Origin of the sequence: Paenibacillus sp. FSL H8-0034 (assembly GCF_038000305.1) — a bacterium.
In the GTDB taxonomy this organism is placed as follows: Bacteria; Bacillota; Bacilli; order Paenibacillales; family NBRC-103111; genus Paenibacillus_S.
In genome coordinates, this window is sequence record NZ_JBBOBS010000001.1 from 6468612 (window position 1) to 6486029 (window position 17418).

The window sequence follows — 17418 nt, forward strand, 5'->3', positions numbered from 1 at the left end:
ATATATAATAGTAGGCTATACTGCTGTAATTTTCAAGTGAAGTTTGAAACAATCCAAACAAAACAATCCTCCTCATTTCTGAGGAAGATTGTTAATTCTTTCATGTACGTAATACTCGGGCACTCCGGATCGATCAATGGTCAGCCTCTCTTATTCGTAACATGAGGGACGGCATCGCAGGTTTCCTGATAGAAGGTTAACAAGCGTTCCTTCAGCTCTGCTAACACACCAGCCATTCCGGGATCATCAATCCGGTTGACCGTTTCTCCGGGATCATTTATTAAATCATATAATTCGTCCAGCTCGTAAAATCTGCGAACATACTTATACTCCTTTGTTCGACACATCACAGCTTTCGTATGCTCCGGTCCCTCCTGCAGCTGCCATTGAATTCGCGGCCAGTAGAGCCCGGTCGCACTACTGCCGTTGGCTGAGGTGCTTTCTCTCTCCATGCACTGTTCTTCACCATGAAGACGGCCCCCTTCACAGAACACAGCGTCACGTTGCTCGTCTACATCCCCCGCAAGCACAGGCAGGAGCGATTTGCCAAAATGGCTATGCTTGGGCTTAATGCCCAGCAGCGCTTCCACTGTAGCAGGAAAATCAATAAGCTCCACCATAGCTTCACTAACCCTGGGCTGCACGGATATCCCTTTGGGCGGCTTTATGACAAATGGCACCCGGGATAAGCAATCCTCGAAGGTATTCTGGGTTTTCTCGACGAGTCCAAAGTCACCTGTATAATCACCATGATCCGAGAAGAAGAATGCGGCAGTATCATCGTACATTCCTGCTTCTTTCAAGGCATCCATGACCATGGCGAATTGTTTATCAACACGGGCACACATTCCGTAATAGGTTGCACGAAGCTCATCCCAACGTTCCTCCGTCCAGCCTTGTAAAGCCTGCTGCTCATATATCCCCTTCATCAGGCTTGGCTTGGTGCTCCAGTCCTGTGGGGCAGGAACCCGCTGTGGCAGCTTATCACGATCGATCATACTGAAATAAGGCTCTTCAACCCCATAGGGAGGATGTGGATACAGCAAGGGCAAGTAGATACATAACGGCTTATCGGAAGGCGCATTCCGTATCATATCAATAGCTCCAAGCACATTTGCCCAATCCCCATCGTAGTAGGCTTCCTCCTCCTCCCCCTTCTCCAGCTTTCCAGCATAGAAAGAGAAATAATTATCTTCCTCCGGCGCCCCTCTCCAGCTATCATGGGCATGTAAATTTGTCTCCCGCCGGGGAATACGAGCAGGTTGATATTTGACGTCACAATACGACTCAAACCCGTTTTCAGCCGGCACAAGGTCGTTTTTACCGCCCCACCATACATAATAGCCTTCCTCTTTAAGTGTTTTCAGTAATACAGGCTCTTCCGGCTGCATCATATGGTACATGGTCCGATGTCCTCGAACATGCGGGTACCACCCACTCATAAAGGAGCAGCGGCTCGGTGTGCATACCGTATTCTGGCAAAAGGCATTGCGAAACGAAACACCGTCGGTTTTTACCATCTGATCCAGGAATGGAGTTACGGCAGCCGGATTTCCCATATGGCCCATAACATCACTGCGCCATTGATCGGGGTTAAATATAAGTATATGCGGCTTTTTCTTCATGGTTTGAAGCCTCCTCAAGTCAAATTTTTCAACTGATTTACATTCATTAGCCTTTTACAGATCCAGAAATGCCTTCTATAAAAAAACGCTGGAACACAATAAAAATCAAGATGACGGGAACGAGCGAGATCGAGGCACCGGCAGCCATACCGGACCAATCTATTGTATGCTCTCCAGCGAATGAATACATCCCGACTGCAAGCGTTCTGAGCTCCGGTTTGTTGATGCTGAAAATAAGCGGTACGAAAAAGGAATTCCAGGTCCATATAAATTGCATAATAGCTGTCGTTGCAATGATAGGCTTCGAGAGTGGCAGCATCACCTGGCAAAAGGTACGTAAAAAGCCGCAGCCATCCATCTCTGATGCCTCTTCCAATTCCTTGGGCAGGTTATGAAAGTAGGTCATAAATAAAAGGATAAACAACACATGCGCCCCGGACGATTCTGCCAATATTATACCCGGCAGCGTATTTAAAAGACCCAGGCTCTTAATAATTTGAAAAATAGGGATAATGGTATACCCTTTGGGTATGAACATTGTAGCCGTAATAGCCAGAACAAATAATTTACGCCCCGGAAAGTTGACTCTACCCAATGCATATCCGGTTAGCGCGCAAAGAACAATAACGATGACCACAGTGGAGCACGTAATAATAACAGAGTTGGCGAAATACGTCGAGAAATGCCCAACATTCCATGCCCTTGCATAGTTCTCCCATTGTGGAACCTCAGGCAAAAGCCTAAACCCGGCATTGATGTACTCGGTGTTCGTTTTTAATGAAGACAGGATCATCCAGACAAAAGGATATACCCATACGATCCCGCAAACGACAAGTACAAGGTGGAGCAGCAAACCCGTTAGCGATTTAGATTTAATCATTTCAAGACGCCTCCCTCTTGCATTTGGGCGAGTTTTGCATGCTTCGCATCTCTCCCTTCCTTGGTGTACCTGGCCAGCCAGCCGAGAGCAAGGGTAAGGATGAAAATCGTTAAGCCAAAAATGATGCCAGCAGCAGAAGCGTAACCGATCCGGGGAAATCCGCTGGAGCTGAAAGCATACTCATAAATATACAAATCGACGGTTTCGGTGGCGAAGAACGGGCCGCCGTTCGTTAGTGTTTTAACCAGATCGAACACATGCATGCTGTTTACAACAGTCAACAACAGAATGACTGTTGCAACGGGCATTAACAGAGGTAACGTGATACTTCTCAGTGTCTGCCAATAGCTCGCGCCGTCTACCTTGGCTGCCTCATACACGTCCCCCGGTAGTGACTGAAGTCCGGCAAGCCAATACACCATCATCATGCCAAAAAACTTCCATGAGCCTATCAGGATAAGGACAGCCATCGCCGTACTTCCGTCACCCAACCAGGGGATCGGCTGCTTCAAAATCCCTAGTGCCATTAATACTTCATTAACCAAAGCATGCTCATTACCAAATATAAATTTCATGATAATACCAACAATCGAAGTGGTGGTGACGACGGGAAGGAAGTAAATGGTTCGATACCATACCTTTCCTCTAAAAAAGGCCTGATTAAGAATAAGCGCCATAATCAAGGTAGTTGGCATCAGGATAACAGACTTAGCCGTCATGAATAGAAGACTGTTGCCAAATGCATTCCAAAACTTATCATCCTGAAGCAATTTACTGAAATTTTCAAAAGCCACAAAATTCGATAAGGGACCCAATCCACTCCAATCAAAAAAAGCGTAGACATAGCTCATAATAATAGGATATATCGTAAATCCAACAAAAAAGATCAGTTGGGGAAGTATAAATAGAAACGCCCAAACATGTCGGATTCTTTCTCTTTTCCTCGTACTGGATGTACCTGATCCTGATGCTATGAAGGATATTGACTCACTCATTGCACACAGCCCCCTTTAAGAATGAATTGAGCTGAGATTACTTGCCAATCTCGTCGTATTTATTTTTGGAATATGGTTGAAGCGGTGTCCAATTGGGAAATTTGTAATCATCAATGCTGATCTTGGAGCCGGCTCCCTGCACTTTCTTGATCGATTCCGATAAAGCCAGATTATATTCAGAGCTAAGCTTTTTTAGCGTTGCCTCTACATCTTTAATTTGCCCTGCCAGATAACCCTCCAGTATTTTTCCAGTGTTTTCCTTAGGCTTTTTACCATTTAATTCGGTGTTGACCTTTACAGCAGATGGGTTGCGCGTGTATGGATGAGGAGATAAAATAAAGGTCTCATCCTGAATCTTCTGTCCCTGCATAAACTGGACATTATCCACCTTCGTGTTTTTATTCTGCGCAATGATTGGTGATCCTTCAACACCCATTTCAAGCTCCATGGCATAAATCCGGTCCATATAAAATTGCAGGAACAGTTTGACTTCTTCATAATTTTTTGTGTTTTTGCTTACGTGAACCGAAGCCTTCGTCTCGCCTTGGAAAGCATAATATTGCTGCTTGCCCCCCTTGGTCGGCAATGGTGCGACACCAAAATTGTTGAACTTGTTATTCTGCTTCAGCTCCGAAGTCAGGAAAGTACCGTCTATAACAAAAGCGGCTTTGCCTCCGGCAAACAAGGTGGAAGCTTCACGGTAGTCAATAACCAAGCTGTTCGGGTGCAAAATCTTATCCTCTTGCAGCTGCTTGATATACTTCATCGTTTCAACCACACCGGCTGAATAATGTTCATATTCACCCTTTTTATAATTAAAGCCTGAATTTACCCCATCATTAGGCAGAATCTCAGGGGAAATTGCTGAGGCCATCTGCCCTATCATACCGCTCATTAACCAATCGGTCTTGACTCCAAGAATCAGCGGATATACATCCGGGCTTTGTTCTTTAATCTTCTTGCCAACCGCAACCAGATCATCCCATGATTTAGGAACGTCACTTTCTGATAATCCCGCTTTCTTGAGCACATCCAGATTATAGTACATAACATGGGCGTATCGGCGCGGGGTAAAGTGAGGCATGGCATACACCTTGCCTCCCATCGTTGTAAATCCCTCGGCCCAGGTTCCTTCATAGAACTCATCCTTCTTCTTCTGCGGGAACAGATCCTCCAGATCGCGGATGAGTCCAAGCTGGTATAATTGATCCGTAGGAACTGCAGCTTGATTGGAAAATATGTCGGGCAAATCGTTACTTGCTACTGCAGCCTGCAGCTGAGCGGTATATTGCTGAGAAGCAATTGTTGGCATATCCACGGTGATGTAAGGATATTTCTCCTTAAACTCTTTAATAGCCTTCTCGAATACAGGCTGCGATTCCGGCCAACGATGCCAAAATTTGATCGTTACCGGTTTTTTTCCATTATCTACAGCTTGGCCATTCCCGGCCTGGGGAGTATCACTCCCGCTGCATCCCGACATTATGGCACTCACAGCAACTATGCCAAGCAACCCTTTTGAAAGCGTTCTCTTCATTTTCAAACTGCCCCCTTATTAATTGATCTTCCTGCTAAGTATAATAAACAGTTACTTGATTAAGTAGTAGAATAAATTAACATGAGGTATGGACTTTTTAGCCATCTGTCACGCCATGCTTTTTTCGGTACTCCGAGGGACTCATTCCATAATGCTGCTTAAACAGCACACTGAAATACTTATAATCGGTGTAGCCCACGACCTCTGCAATTTCACCTACTTTTCTCCCGCTTTCCTGCAGAAGCTTCTCGGCTTGCTTCAGCCTATGCCTAACGACATATCGAATAAAATTTTCCCCTGTCTGCTGTTTGAATATGCGGCTTAAGGTCACTGGATGCATATACAACTGAGCAGCCACCGACTCCAGATTAATATCGGCCCCTTTGTAACGACTGACGATTTGCATAACCTTCTCAACTATATCACCAGGCTGGCTATGGTCCAGTCCAGCAAGCGCCTTGACTCCGCCAACAACAAATTTTCCCAGCCGTCTCTTCAGATCATCCCAATCGTTATGTTGATTAACCCATGATGTCCAATAAGCTAATTTGTCCTCCTCTACAACGCTAATATCGTATTTGGTGGTCATAGCTTCATCAAGTGCTGCCATCAGGAATGCACATTCCTTGCGCACCTGATGCATGCTGAAGCCTTGAAGCAGCTGAATATACTCACCAAGCTGCGTTTCCAAGCCAACGATATTCATTTCCTTCACATTCAGGAGAATACTGTGACGGATGTGAACTGCCAGCTTCAGCTGCTGCTCGCTCCCCCTATGATGCAAATCGGTTACAGCTCCAAAAAAACGACGTTCCTCACAGCTGGCCAGCTTAAGAAGAAGGACATTCGGGAACTCACTCCCCCTCATAAACGTTTCTTTTTCCTGCCGCGTACAACCGACAATCGCACCATACACCCCCTTATAGGCAAATATAAGAACAAGAGGCTCGTCCAGCGACTTCTTTAAATGGTCCAACTCCCGATTCAACACAATTTTTTTTGAAACATTCGTATCAAACCATAATGCTGTATGGTCTATTTCAAGTATGTCTATGGTTCCCGATTGCTCAGATAGATGTGCAGTTTGGTGGCGAAAATCATGTTCCAGCGTTGCCTTTTCCTCCTCCTCCACAATCGTGATCAATTCCAGCAGCTTGGTCGGGTCCACTGGCTTCAACAAGTAATTCATAGCTCCGTGCTCAAGAGCTTGACGTGCATATTCAAACTCGCTATACCCGCTTAATAGAACGACACGGGTGGCCGGAAGAGAGACTTTAATTTGACGAAGCAGCTCCAGTCCGTCAAGCTCAGGCATTAAGATATCGGTAATGACAATATCCGGCCGGATACTCCTAATCAAATGAAGAGCAGAGTGGCCAAAACCTGTATCGAAAACCTCAACGTTCTTTTTCAAGCTGTTTAATTTATAGATAATACCGGATCTTACAGCACTTTCATCATCCACTACACAAATTTTCACTCAGACTTCACACTCCCGCAAGGAAATCAATGGCTTGCTATCGAAATCATATCCCTATCAGTAAATCATACATCTTGACCATTAAGCAAAAGCAATCTTCAACAAATCTCATCAGAGTGATAAGGGAGTGCTATTCCATGTACCAAGGATTTTCGGCAGCATATCGTCGAATGAGGGCTCTATCGTTAAAAAGCAAGCTATTCATACTGCTGATTCTGATCTCTTTGGTTCCGACCCTTATAGTCAGTTTTTTATCGCAAATATTGATCATCCGCTCAAGTACGGAATACACAGCTTCCATATCTGCCCATATGATGGATAACCTGTCCAAGGAAATGAATAAATATTTGCTGGGTATTAACGAAACCCTCAATTCCGTCGTGATCGATTCTGAATTTCAAAAGTATATTTCTGTCCCTAATGACAATATCCCGCTTCAATCAAGCTACTCCATTAACTTCAGGCCCTTGCTGCAGCTGCTGATTCAATCCAAGAAGGAAATTATAACTGTATTGTATCTGGATAGATTAGGTAAAATATATTCTGAATCTCAGAAGGCTCATCTTAACATGGACTATGCTTTCCACACAGATCCTATGTTCAAGCAGGTGTTTAATATGAGCCAGGAAGGCGTCCTGGTACCTCATAAGCTTAGTTATTCAATATTTCCTACCTCTAATCAGGAGGTTTTTGCGTTTGTAAAGCCTGTGATCGACCTCAGCAAGAAATCCGTTAATGCATGGATCATTGTGGAAATTGATAGTGCCTGGCTCCAAGCGCTGCTGGATAATTCTAAACTTGGACAAAATGGACAATTGCTGCTGTATAGTAATAACGAAGGAAAATTTGCAGTGTTTGGGGATCAGCAAGCACCTATTTACCAAGCTTTAGCTCAAGAACTAGAAGCCCGCTCACAAAACAGCACGAATACGTTTATTTTCTCTTTTGAAGGAAAATCATATCAGGTTATGCATAATACGGTACCCTTAGGTAATTTACAGATGGTAGGACTAGTCCCTCTTGAGGAAATGACCAAGGGAGTAAAGCAAGCTCAGCTGCTAACGATTGTGGTTGCCTCCATCAGCTTTCTCGCAGCTCTGCTAATTGCCTTTCCTTTTATGGGGATCATGCTTAAACCGTTATACCGCCTCAAGTCTGGCATGCAGCTATTGGGCCGTGGGACCTCCGTCCCCATCAAGCATTCCTCTCAGGACGAAATCGGATTTCTGATTGAGACCTATAATAAAATGCTCAATGACCTTGAGACTATGAAGGAAGAAGTTTTGAAAACAAGGCTAAGTGAGAAGGAAAAGGAGCTGCTGCAGCTGCAAGCTCAAATCAATCCTCATTTTCTGTTTAACACACTTGAAACGATTGAATCCTATTCCTTGCATAATAACAGCGAGGCGGTCAGCGACATGCTTCAATGTGTTTCACGTATGATGCGCTACAACGTCCGCATGGATGGGGGGATGGCTCCTCTTCAAGAGGAGATGAGATATACAGAAAATTTCCTCAACATTCATTATTACCGCTACGGTAAACGGGTTGAGACCTTATTTTGCATAGAGCCGGAGCTGCTTCAGATTTCCATTATGAAATTATCCATTCAACCGTTCGTCGAGAACGCTTTGAAATATGGCTGGAGTCCGCTGCTTAAAAATCTGGATTTTCAAATCACAATAGGTGTACACTCGGAAGGCAAACAATGGGTCTTCACTGTAACAGACAATGGACAAGGTCTTCCTGAGCATGTAATGGATATCCTCAGTGAGCTGACAGCAAGTGATGGGGATACCTTGAATCCTTACTTTAAACAGCATACCGGTATTCATAATGTTTACCGCAGATACAGACTGGCTTATGGCAATCAATTTTCTATGAAATTCGCAAATAACGAAGCTGCAGGTCGAGGTCTAATTGTTGAAATCCGCTTGCCTGTTGAAGCAACATGGACTTAACTGAAAAGGAATGGGCTTATTGGCGGTTTCCTGTACGAATAACGGGGACCTGCTCGACAGGAATACTGTATAGCGCCCAAGCGCACAATCAAAACCCGCCGAATGCATCCATCCAGCGGGTTTTACGTTGATCTACTATAAGATACCTTGCTCAAGCATCGATTCGGCAAGCAGTACGGCGCCTTTGCCCGCACCCATCTTGGTGTTATGTGAAACGAGCACGTATTTAACCCCGCCTAGTACTGGATCTTCCTCCAGTCGTCCCAGGCTGGTCGTCATGCCATCCCCGACTTCCCTGTCCAGCCTTGGCTGCGGCCTGTAAGGGTCCTCATACACATGAATCATATTGTTTGGAGCCGAATGCAATTTTCTGTTTGTATACGGATTGTAGCCTTGTATCGCTGCCCTGACTTCTGCGATATCCGCTTTCTTGTCCAATCCTACAAAAACCGCTTCCGTATGCCCATCAAGCACATTCACTCTTGTACACAAACAGTTAACATTTATTTTCGCTTGTGCTATGGAATTATTATCAAATTTACCCAATATTTTCAATAATTCAATTCTTACTTTTCCTTCTTCATTCGGAATATAAGGAATAATATTGTCCAGAATATCCAGCGTTCTTACTCCGGGACTTCTTCCCGCTCCACTCACGGCCTGCATCGAAACCATTAGCACATTATTAATGCCAAAATGCTGCTGCAAAGGTTTAAGCGTTATGGCAAGCCCTGTAACCGTACAATTAGGCACAGGGAGTACAAAACCCTTCCACCCCCGCTGCATGCGTTGTGTCTGAACTAATTGTGCGTGATCATCATTAACGCCTGTGATCAAAAGCGGTGTATCTTCAAAATAACGAAATGCAGAAGCTGTTGAAAACGTAGGGGTAGTTTGAGCAAACCACGGTTCAAGCTCTTTGGCCAAATCTGATTCTACAGCTGTAAAGATCACATCCAGCTTTTCAGGTGAAAAGTCTTTTGAAGAAACGACAGGAATACCTTTCATATCTTCAGGTATGGGTAAGCTCTGTGTCCACCTTGAACTGCCATTGGCTTCAATCAGTGCTTTTTCATAATTGTCTGCATTTCGTGAGGTCACCATCTGGACGACCTCAAAATTCGGATGTTCTGTAAGCGCCAGAACAAATTGCTGCCCTGCCATTCCTGTTGCTCCTACGATTGCGGCTTTTAATCGACTCATAACCAGCATCCCTTCTAATTGGATAGTGATAGTACATTCAATTCACTTACAGATAACTACGTGCAAACAAAAAAATCCCACCCCCAAGACTTATAGTCTTGGGGACGAGATTGGTTAAATTCGTCGTGGTACCACCCCAGATTTGCTGATACGTCGCCGCAGCAGCCTCTTCAAGTACGGCATTACATAGAATGCTTATACTCTAGCTCTATAACAGGAGCTCCTGTCACACCATCCCTTTTGTCCGGTTCCGATGTGCAGCTCAGAGGCTTTCTTCAATAAATCATTTTTTACTCCCTTTCAGCTACCGGAGCTCTCTGTGAAAAAATCAATTTATTTACTTTTCTCTTCATCGCATTTGAATATGAGGCTTATGATAGCAAATACTGACCAAATTGTAAATCAAAAAGTATCCAATCAAGATTTCTTAACAAACTGACCTTGAATAGTTTGCGGATTCACCAACAGGTTGTAGATCGGGCACACCCGTTCAACGGCATCGCGCAGTTCCTGAATCGTTTCATCAGTTTCAGTTGAACCCAGAGTAACCGTATAAGCGATATTGTGCGGGTACACGGGAATCTCTTCATAACCAGGCTTGCCAGCAAGCGGGTGCAATTCCCCCGTTACTTCAACCTCCAGTGTTTCCAGTGAAACACCGCGAATCGATGCCTGAATTAACGTTATATGCGTCAGGCAGCTGCCCAGCACGCCAAGCTGCAGCTCCGGTGAGCTGGGTCCGAGATTATACCCGGCAAAGTCGTCCGGACTATCGCTAATAATTTGAAAATCCCGGATTCTGATTTCACGGACACCACTTCTACCGGCCGCACGCACCTTGGCCCGGTGAACGATGACCTCGGTGTTGTGTTCCGCCTGTGCAGCTCTGGCCTCTACCGCCGCTTTTTTTTGAACCAAATACTCGTTAAGTGTAGTCATATCGGGTTTGCTCCTTTTTATATCCTATTATTTTGTTATTTCAGCCTGCAAATGACAGGCAGACCTGTGATGGGGTGCTATCTCACGCAGTATGGGTATTTCCTGCCTGCACACATCCATGACGAACGGACAACGCGTATGAAACACACAGCCGGACGGAGGATGCAGCGGTGAAGGCAGGTCGCCTTTTAGTATAATCCGCTCCCGTTTGACTGTCGGATCAGGGATCGGCACCGCCGACAATAATGCCCTCGTATACGGATGCTGCGGGTTGAGAAACAGACTATCGGTCTCGGCCTCTTCCACGAGCTTGCCGAGATACATCACACCGATCCGATCCGAAATGTGCCGGACCACGCTAATATCATGAGCAATGAACAGATACGTGAGTCCAAGCTCCCCCTGGAGCTTCCTGAGCAGATTAATAATTTGCGACTGGATAATCACGTCAAGTGCAGATACGGGTTCATCGCATATGACGATCTTCGGATTCAGGATCAACACCCGGGCCAGTCCAATCCGCTGCCGCTGCCCGCCTGACAGCTCATGCGGATAACGGTAATAGTATTCAGGCTGCAGCCCGACCTTGTCCAAAATCTCAAATATCCGCTGCTCACGCTCCTGGCGTGAACCAATACCATGAATCACGAGCGATTCCTCAAGAATACTGCCGATTCGTTTACGCGGGTTCAATGACGTATAAGGGTCCTGAAATACCATCTGCAGCTGCTGACGCAGCGGGCGCAAGGCACGGTTGGACAAGCTCAGGATATCGGTTCCGCGGAATCGCACCTCACCCGATGTAACGTCATTAAGACGAAGCAGCGACTTGCCAAGGGTACTTTTCCCACAGCCCGACTCACCGACAAGACCGTAGGTTTCCCCCTCCCATAAGTGGAAGGAGACATCATCCACCGCCTTGACCACATTTTTGTTCAATCCAAACGAAGCGCCAGCCTTATAATATTTCTTCAAGTGCCTGATTTCCAGCAGTGGCTGCTGGTCAAGAGGTGCCGTTCTAATGGGTTCCTGATGAGGATGAGGCTCAATTCCCGGCATAATGAGTAACCTCCCGAGCAGCGTCTTCAGCTGTAATGCTGTCCAGTAATCCTCCCGAAAACTGCCCGGCATACCAGCAGCGCGCGGCATGATTATCGTCCGTACGCCTATATGGCGGCTCCTCTTTGTGGCAGCGTTCATCTGCATACTGGCATCTGCCCGCGAAGCGGCACCCTGCAGGGATATGATGCAGCGATGGAACATTTCCTTCGACCACATGCAGCTCCTCCAAGCGATCGCCATTCAGACGCGGGATCGATTTTATCAAGCTGATCGTGTACGGATGCAGAGGCCTCGTGAACAGCTCCATCACACCGGCTTCCTCAACAATTTGTCCAAGATACATCACGATGACACGACTGCACATTTCCGCGACGACACCAAGATCGTGGGTGATGAGCATGACGCTCATGCCGAACTCACGGTTTAATTCGGTCAGCAAATCCAGAATTTGTGCCTGAATGGTCACGTCAAGTGCGGTAGTAGGTTCATCCGCTATAAGCAGCTGAGGTCTGCAGGCAAGCGCAATAGCTATCATGATTCGCTGCCGCATTCCACCTGAAAGCTGATGGGGATAGTCGTCAATTCGCTGCTCAGGAGCGGAAATGCCAGTCAGCTTGAGCAGCTCAAGCGTTTTTTGCCGCGCCTCCCTGCGGGAGATTTTTTGATGGAGCAGCAGCGTCTCGGCGATTTGGTCACCAATCGTAAACACCGGATTCAAGGAGCTGAGTGGGTCCTGGAAAATCATTGAAATATCATTGCCCCGGATCGCCTGCATTCTTGCATTTGATGCCTGCAGCAAATTCTCCCCTTGATACAGCACCTCACCCTCGTAGCGAACCGTCCTTTTTTCATCAAATAACCGGAGAACCGACTGTGAGGTAACACTTTTGCCGCAGCCGGATTCACCTACGATCCCGATGAATTCGCCTGAATCGATATGAAAGCTGATCCCGTCCACTGCGGTAACCTGCCCTTTTTCCGTATGAAAGTGGGTTTTCAATTCCTTGATTTCCAACAAATGCGCTTGTTTCAAAGGAAGCCTCACCCCTTTGTATAAATAGTTATGACTTTATTTCCTAGCTGTCGTGTGCGGGTCCAGAAAATCTCTCAAGCCGTCACCAAACAAGTTGAAAGCCAGGGCCAATACAAGGATTGCTGCACCCGGGAAGGCCGTCATCCACCATGAGTTAAAAATATACATTTTGCCGTCAATCAGCATGTTGCCCAAACTCGGTGTAGGCAAAGGCACACCTGCGCCAAGGAAGCTGAGCGCCGCCTCCACGATGATCGCTTCAACAAATATAAAAGAGGCCTGAACGATCAGATTCGAAATGGAATTGAGCGCAATATGCCCCCACAGGATTCGCGTTGACGAAGCGCCTAAGGCTTTCATCGCCTCGATGTAGGTTTGCTCCCGAATAATGAGAGCAGTCGAACGGATAACTCGCGCTACATGCGGTGTAATGACAGCAATCAGACAGATGACCAGATTACGGATGCTCGGGCCAAGCATCGCCATGATTGCAAGCGCAAGCAGGATGCCGGGAAACGCCATCAAGCCGTCGGAAATTCTCATGAACAGATGATCCAGCGTCCGGTAATAGCTCGCATACAAGCCAATGATCAAACCAAGAATCGAAGAGCCCAAGGAAACCGCGAATCCAACCTCCGCCGAAATTTTCACCCCGTACACAACTCTGCTCCATACATCACGGCCAAAATTATCAGTCCCGAACAGATGCTCAGCATTAGGCTTCTGAAATCGACTTGCCACATCAATCAAATAAGGATCATGCGTGGCGAACCATCCAGGAAATAAGGAGAGCACAATAATGATCAACAGGATCACACTGCCTGCAACGACTCCCGTGTTCGTAATAAATCTCCGGAAAATTCGCCTGCGCTGCTCTTTGCCAAGCTCCGGTGCTACCGACGGCGCCGTATAGCTGCCGACTGCCTGGCTTTTTGCGTTATCTGCTGCCATAACCAAGCTCCTTTATGCTAACGGTTCAGTCTTATTCTTGGGTCAATCACTGCATATAGCAAATCAACCAGCAAATTAATCATGACGGTCAGGAACGCCACGAACAGGACCGCTCCCTGAATGACCGCATAATCCCGCCGCTGTACGGAATTAACCAGCAGCTGTCCGAGTCCGGGAATATTGAAAATCGTTTCCGTGACCGTCGCGCCCGCAATCAGCGAGCCAAACGATTGGCCGATAATCGTTAGAATAGGAATAAATGCATTCCGCAGCGCATGCTTGTAAATCACGGAACGTTCCTTTACCCCTTTGGAGCGGGCTGTTTTAATAAAGCCTGCGTTCAAAATCTCCAGCATCGACGATCGGGTAATACGTGCCAGAAAAGCTGAATGCACAACGCCAAGCGCAACGGCCGGCAAAATCAAATGACGCAGATGCTCCCACAGCCCCGCGCTTAAAGGCTTGTAGCCTGCGACAGGAAGCCATTTGAGTTCAACGGAAAAAATAAGCATCAAAAACAAGCTCAATAAAAATCCCGGTACCGTAATGCCGAACAAGGAAAACGCCGTGACTGTTTTATCGGCGGCCGAGCCATGACGCACAGCAGCAAATATGCCTACCGGAATGGCAATCATGACCGCAATGATTTCCGCAAGAATCGCCAGTGATAGCGTCGGCCCCAGCCGCTCGATGATCGTTTCCGTCACCGATTTCTTCATAAAGTAAGAATTGCCGAGATTACCGTGAAACACATCGGACATCCAGTGCACATACTGCAGGTATAAGGGTGTGTTCAGCCCCATCTGCTCACGCAGCTGTTCGACAATTTCCGGACTGGCTCCATCCCCGAGCATAACGGATGCGGGATCTCCGGGGATCAGATAAATAATGAAAAACACGACAATCGATAAAATGAACAAGACGGGAAACAGGTGCAAAATTCGTTTGAGCAAATAAATCGCCAATACGCTTCTCCTCTTTCATCGCCGATTATTTAAGAACTTTCGTGTTCCACAAAATTGGACCTTCAAAATATTTGTAGCCCGTAACATTTTTACGAACTGCCTTATAGGTAGCGAAATCGCCGATCTTAATGGCCGCCAGATACTCATATTCGTAAGCTTGGAGCGCATCAGCCGCTTTCCGTTTGTCTTCCTTAGTCAAAGCCGTCGTCGTCGCTTTAACCAGATTTTGCAGCTTCTCATCTTCAGGCCAGCCGTACGTTTTTCCAAGATAAAGCAGCTGGGACGGACTGGATTGCAGCGCGAATGATCCTACATAAATATCCCAGGTGCTCGGATCGCTTCTTTTGCTGATCATCGTAGTAAAGTCGTATACCTCAAGCTTCGATTTCACACCGATTTTTTCAAGCTGATCCTTGACCAGCACGGTAGGGTTATAAAATACGCCGCCCGAATCGCGAGTTGTCAGGAGCTTCAGCTCTTCACCGTTATAGCCTGCTTCCTTCAGCAGCTGCTTGGCCTTCTCGGGATTTTTCTGATTGTATTTCTCCTTGCCCGCCTCGCTGTACCAGTCCGTACTGTCCTTGTTGATCAGGCTTGGATTCAGCTGAATCAGGTTCGGATCGGAGGTAGAGCCGACAAGTATTTTTTCCACATCCAGGGCAGCGGCAATGGCTTCACGGAACTTCAGATTGGAGGTAATTGGCGCTTTTTTATTGAACACGACATTGTAGTCGGAAGACAAAACCTTTTGCACCTCTACATCCGGAAGGCTTTTCACCTGATTCAGGTTATCTACCGTAATATCGGCGAAGTTATAGTTGCCTGCCAGGAAGCTTGAGAACATCGTCGAAGTATCGGGAACGAGATCAAAGTATATATCCTTAATAAACGCTTCTTTCTTGCCCGTTACTCCATCCGCCGGCTTATCCACCGATTTATAATCATCGAACTTGGCGACGTGCACATACTGATCCTGCTTATATTCAACAAACTTGTATGGTCCGGTACCGATGAATTCCTTGACACCTTTCGCATCTGCTCCTGCAATAACCTCCTTGGGCATTATAGCAGCAAACTGCAGATAGCTGGCCAGCTGGGACGGGATGTCATTGCTCGGCTGGCTAAGATTCAGGACAACGGTGTACTCGTCCTTTGCTTCGAAGTTCGAGGCCCCTATCGACGTTTTGGCACGGGCCGTGATTTCTTTCCAACGATTCAGCGAGGCGACCACATCCTCAGCCTTCATTTCCTTGCCGTTGTGGAACTTTACGCCCTTGCGCAGCGGAAACGTGTACGTTTTACCATCATTGCTAATATCAACCGATTCAGCGAGTACCGGAATGGCTTCATACTTCGTATTGAAGGCGACCAGCTGCTCATAAATGTGTCTGTCGATATTGGCCACGCCGCCCGTTGGAACCAGATGCGGATCTAACGAGGCAAAGGTGAGCGAGAGCGGATACCTGACTTCACTTACGGTTTCGACCTCTTTCGTATCCTTGCCGCCAGTGCTTGCGGTTCCGGTTGCAGTCGAGTCGGTTTTGGAGCATGCGCTTGTAACCAGTAAGGCTGATAATAATAAAGTAATAATTGTAAGCTTGCGATGTGTTTTCATGTGCTGTTCTCCCCCTTGAAGCATAATAGTGTAGTTTCGCGTAAAATAAAGCCTTGTTTGCCGAATTGTTTCCCTTCGTTCACAATTCCTTGTAATCCGCTTGTTTTAATTATGTTTATATTTGATATAATAAAGCAGAATCGTCATTATGTATAATTGAAAAAAATAAACGAATAGTTTAGAAAACGTAAATTTACTTGATAACGGAGGTAGCAGCATGGAAATACGTATGATTCGAACGTTCCAGATGATCGTCAAGCTTGGCAGCTTTCAAAAAGCCGCTGAGGCATTGCAGTACTCGCAGCCGACGGTAACCATGCATATTAAAAAGCTGGAGGAGGAGCTGGAGGTCGAGCTTTTGGTTCGAGCCAAAACGATCAAGATGACGGAAGCAGGGCGCATTTTCTATGAACGGGCCGACAAAATGCTTAAGGAGTACGAATATTTGTGCGATGCCATCACCGACTTTCGGCATGGTGAAGCAGGACTTGTGCGCATCGGCGGCTCCGAGCCCTGGGTGAGCGAGTTTATGCCCACGCTGCTGCCCGAGTTCGTCAAGCTGTATCCGAAGGTGCAGATCAGTATTATGAGTGGAACGAGCAACAAGCTCAGCGAAATGCTTGCGAACGATCTGATCGATTTTGCCGTATGCACCGAGCCCGAGGCCAATTTGCAAATACAGTTCAAGCCGCTTCTGAAAGAACCGATGGCACTGTTGATTCCGCAAACCCACCATTTGTCCAACAAGAAAGAAATCACAGTCAAGGAATTGAAAAACGAGAAGTTTTTGATGACGATGGGCAACTGCCCGATACGTATTAAAGTGGAATCCATCATATCCGAAAAAATCGATGAGCTGCACAAAAGCATCGAGGTCGCCAACATCTCCTCGCTCAAATACTACGTGCAGGCTAATCTCGGTATTGCACTGGCACCGATAGTAGCGATTTATCCGGAAATTCCGGGAACCCTGCTCAAGCCAATCGTCGATCTTCACGAAGGGTTTCAAATCGGAATATTGAGAAGGCGATACGATCCCCCGCAAGGAACAGCTGTCGTCCGTTTTATGGAGGAAGTCGAGCAGTTTCTCATCTCTCGCCATAAAGTGGCTCATTCGAGTATGATTTACCGAATGGCCTGAGACTAGTTGGGGACAAAACGAAAGACTGTTC

General features: G+C 46.5%; 14 protein-coding genes and 1 other annotated feature. Of the genes, 2 read left to right on the forward strand and 12 right to left on the reverse strand.

Going from position 1 to position 17418, the window contains the following annotated elements; translation table 11 throughout:
- Window positions 1–140: 140 nt before the first annotated feature.
- The 5 genes from NST47_RS29030 to NST47_RS29050 all read right to left on the reverse strand — a co-directional run bounded on the left by NST47_RS29030 (window position 141) and on the right by NST47_RS29050 (window position 6517).
- Window positions 141–1625, reverse strand: a complete 1485-nt coding sequence (locus tag NST47_RS29030) for a sulfatase-like hydrolase/transferase (RefSeq protein WP_341158240.1) — start codon at window positions 1623–1625, stop codon at window positions 141–143.
- A 46-nt stretch (window positions 1626–1671) separates the two neighbouring features.
- Entirely contained in the window at window positions 1672–2505 is an 834-nt protein-coding gene (locus NST47_RS29035; RefSeq protein ID WP_341158241.1) for a carbohydrate ABC transporter permease, read from the reverse strand.
- Window positions 2502–3500: a carbohydrate ABC transporter permease gene (locus NST47_RS29040; RefSeq protein ID WP_341158242.1), complete on the reverse strand. Its 999-nt coding sequence runs from the start codon at window positions 3498–3500 to the stop codon at window positions 2502–2504. The genes NST47_RS29035 and NST47_RS29040 overlap by 4 nt, the downstream gene beginning before the upstream one ends.
- Window positions 3501–3537: 37 nt before the next feature.
- The gene (locus NST47_RS29045; protein ID WP_341158243.1) at window positions 3538–5037 is read right to left on the reverse strand and encodes an ABC transporter substrate-binding protein; all 1500 of its coding nucleotides are present in this window, start codon (window positions 5035–5037) and stop codon (window positions 3538–3540) included.
- A gap of 97 nt (window positions 5038–5134) precedes the next feature.
- Window positions 5135–6517 (reverse strand): response regulator transcription factor, encoded by a 1383-nt coding sequence (locus tag NST47_RS29050; protein ID WP_341158244.1) that lies wholly within the window; start codon window positions 6515–6517, stop codon window positions 5135–5137.
- A gap of 137 nt (window positions 6518–6654) precedes the next feature.
- Here NST47_RS29050 and NST47_RS29055 point away from each other — a divergent pair, with 137 nt between their 5' ends.
- Window positions 6655–8478, forward strand: a complete 1824-nt coding sequence (locus NST47_RS29055) for a cache domain-containing sensor histidine kinase (RefSeq protein ID WP_341158245.1) — start codon at window positions 6655–6657, stop codon at window positions 8476–8478.
- Between the two features lie 135 nt (window positions 8479–8613).
- Here NST47_RS29055 and asd read toward each other — a convergent pair whose 3' ends face one another.
- The 7 genes from asd to NST47_RS29090 form a co-directional block, all read right to left on the reverse strand.
- Window positions 8614–9681, reverse strand: coding sequence for an aspartate-semialdehyde dehydrogenase (gene asd, locus NST47_RS29060; RefSeq protein WP_341158246.1), 1068 nt, complete (start codon window positions 9679–9681; stop codon window positions 8614–8616).
- 97 nt (window positions 9682–9778) lie between these two features.
- Window positions 9779–10043: a binding site (T-box leader), on the reverse strand.
- A gap of 55 nt (window positions 10044–10098) precedes the next feature.
- Entirely contained in the window at window positions 10099–10620 is a 522-nt protein-coding gene (locus NST47_RS29065; protein ID WP_341158247.1) for an OsmC family protein, read from the reverse strand.
- 27 nt (window positions 10621–10647) lie between these two features.
- Window positions 10648–11679, reverse strand: a complete 1032-nt coding sequence (locus tag NST47_RS29070; RefSeq protein ID WP_341158248.1) for an ABC transporter ATP-binding protein — start codon at window positions 11677–11679, stop codon at window positions 10648–10650.
- Complete coding sequence (locus tag NST47_RS29075) at window positions 11666–12715, reverse strand: ABC transporter ATP-binding protein (protein ID WP_341158249.1); 1050 nt, start codon at window positions 12713–12715, stop codon at window positions 11666–11668. The genes NST47_RS29070 and NST47_RS29075 overlap by 14 nt, the downstream gene beginning before the upstream one ends.
- Window positions 12716–12751: 36 nt before the next feature.
- Window positions 12752–13666 (reverse strand): ABC transporter permease, encoded by a 915-nt coding sequence (locus NST47_RS29080; RefSeq protein WP_341158250.1) that lies wholly within the window; start codon window positions 13664–13666, stop codon window positions 12752–12754.
- Window positions 13667–13683: 17 nt separating this feature from the next.
- Window positions 13684–14631, reverse strand: coding sequence for an ABC transporter permease (locus NST47_RS29085; RefSeq protein ID WP_341158251.1), 948 nt, complete (start codon window positions 14629–14631; stop codon window positions 13684–13686).
- Between the two features lie 25 nt (window positions 14632–14656).
- A complete protein-coding gene (locus NST47_RS29090; protein ID WP_341158252.1) occupies window positions 14657–16246 on the reverse strand; it encodes an ABC transporter substrate-binding protein in 1590 nt (529 codons plus the stop codon).
- A 217-nt stretch (window positions 16247–16463) separates the two neighbouring features.
- Here NST47_RS29090 and NST47_RS29095 point away from each other — a divergent pair, with 217 nt between their 5' ends.
- The gene (locus NST47_RS29095) at window positions 16464–17387 is read left to right on the forward strand and encodes a LysR family transcriptional regulator (protein ID WP_341158253.1); all 924 of its coding nucleotides are present in this window, start codon (window positions 16464–16466) and stop codon (window positions 17385–17387) included.
- Window positions 17388–17418: the final 31 nt, after the last annotated feature.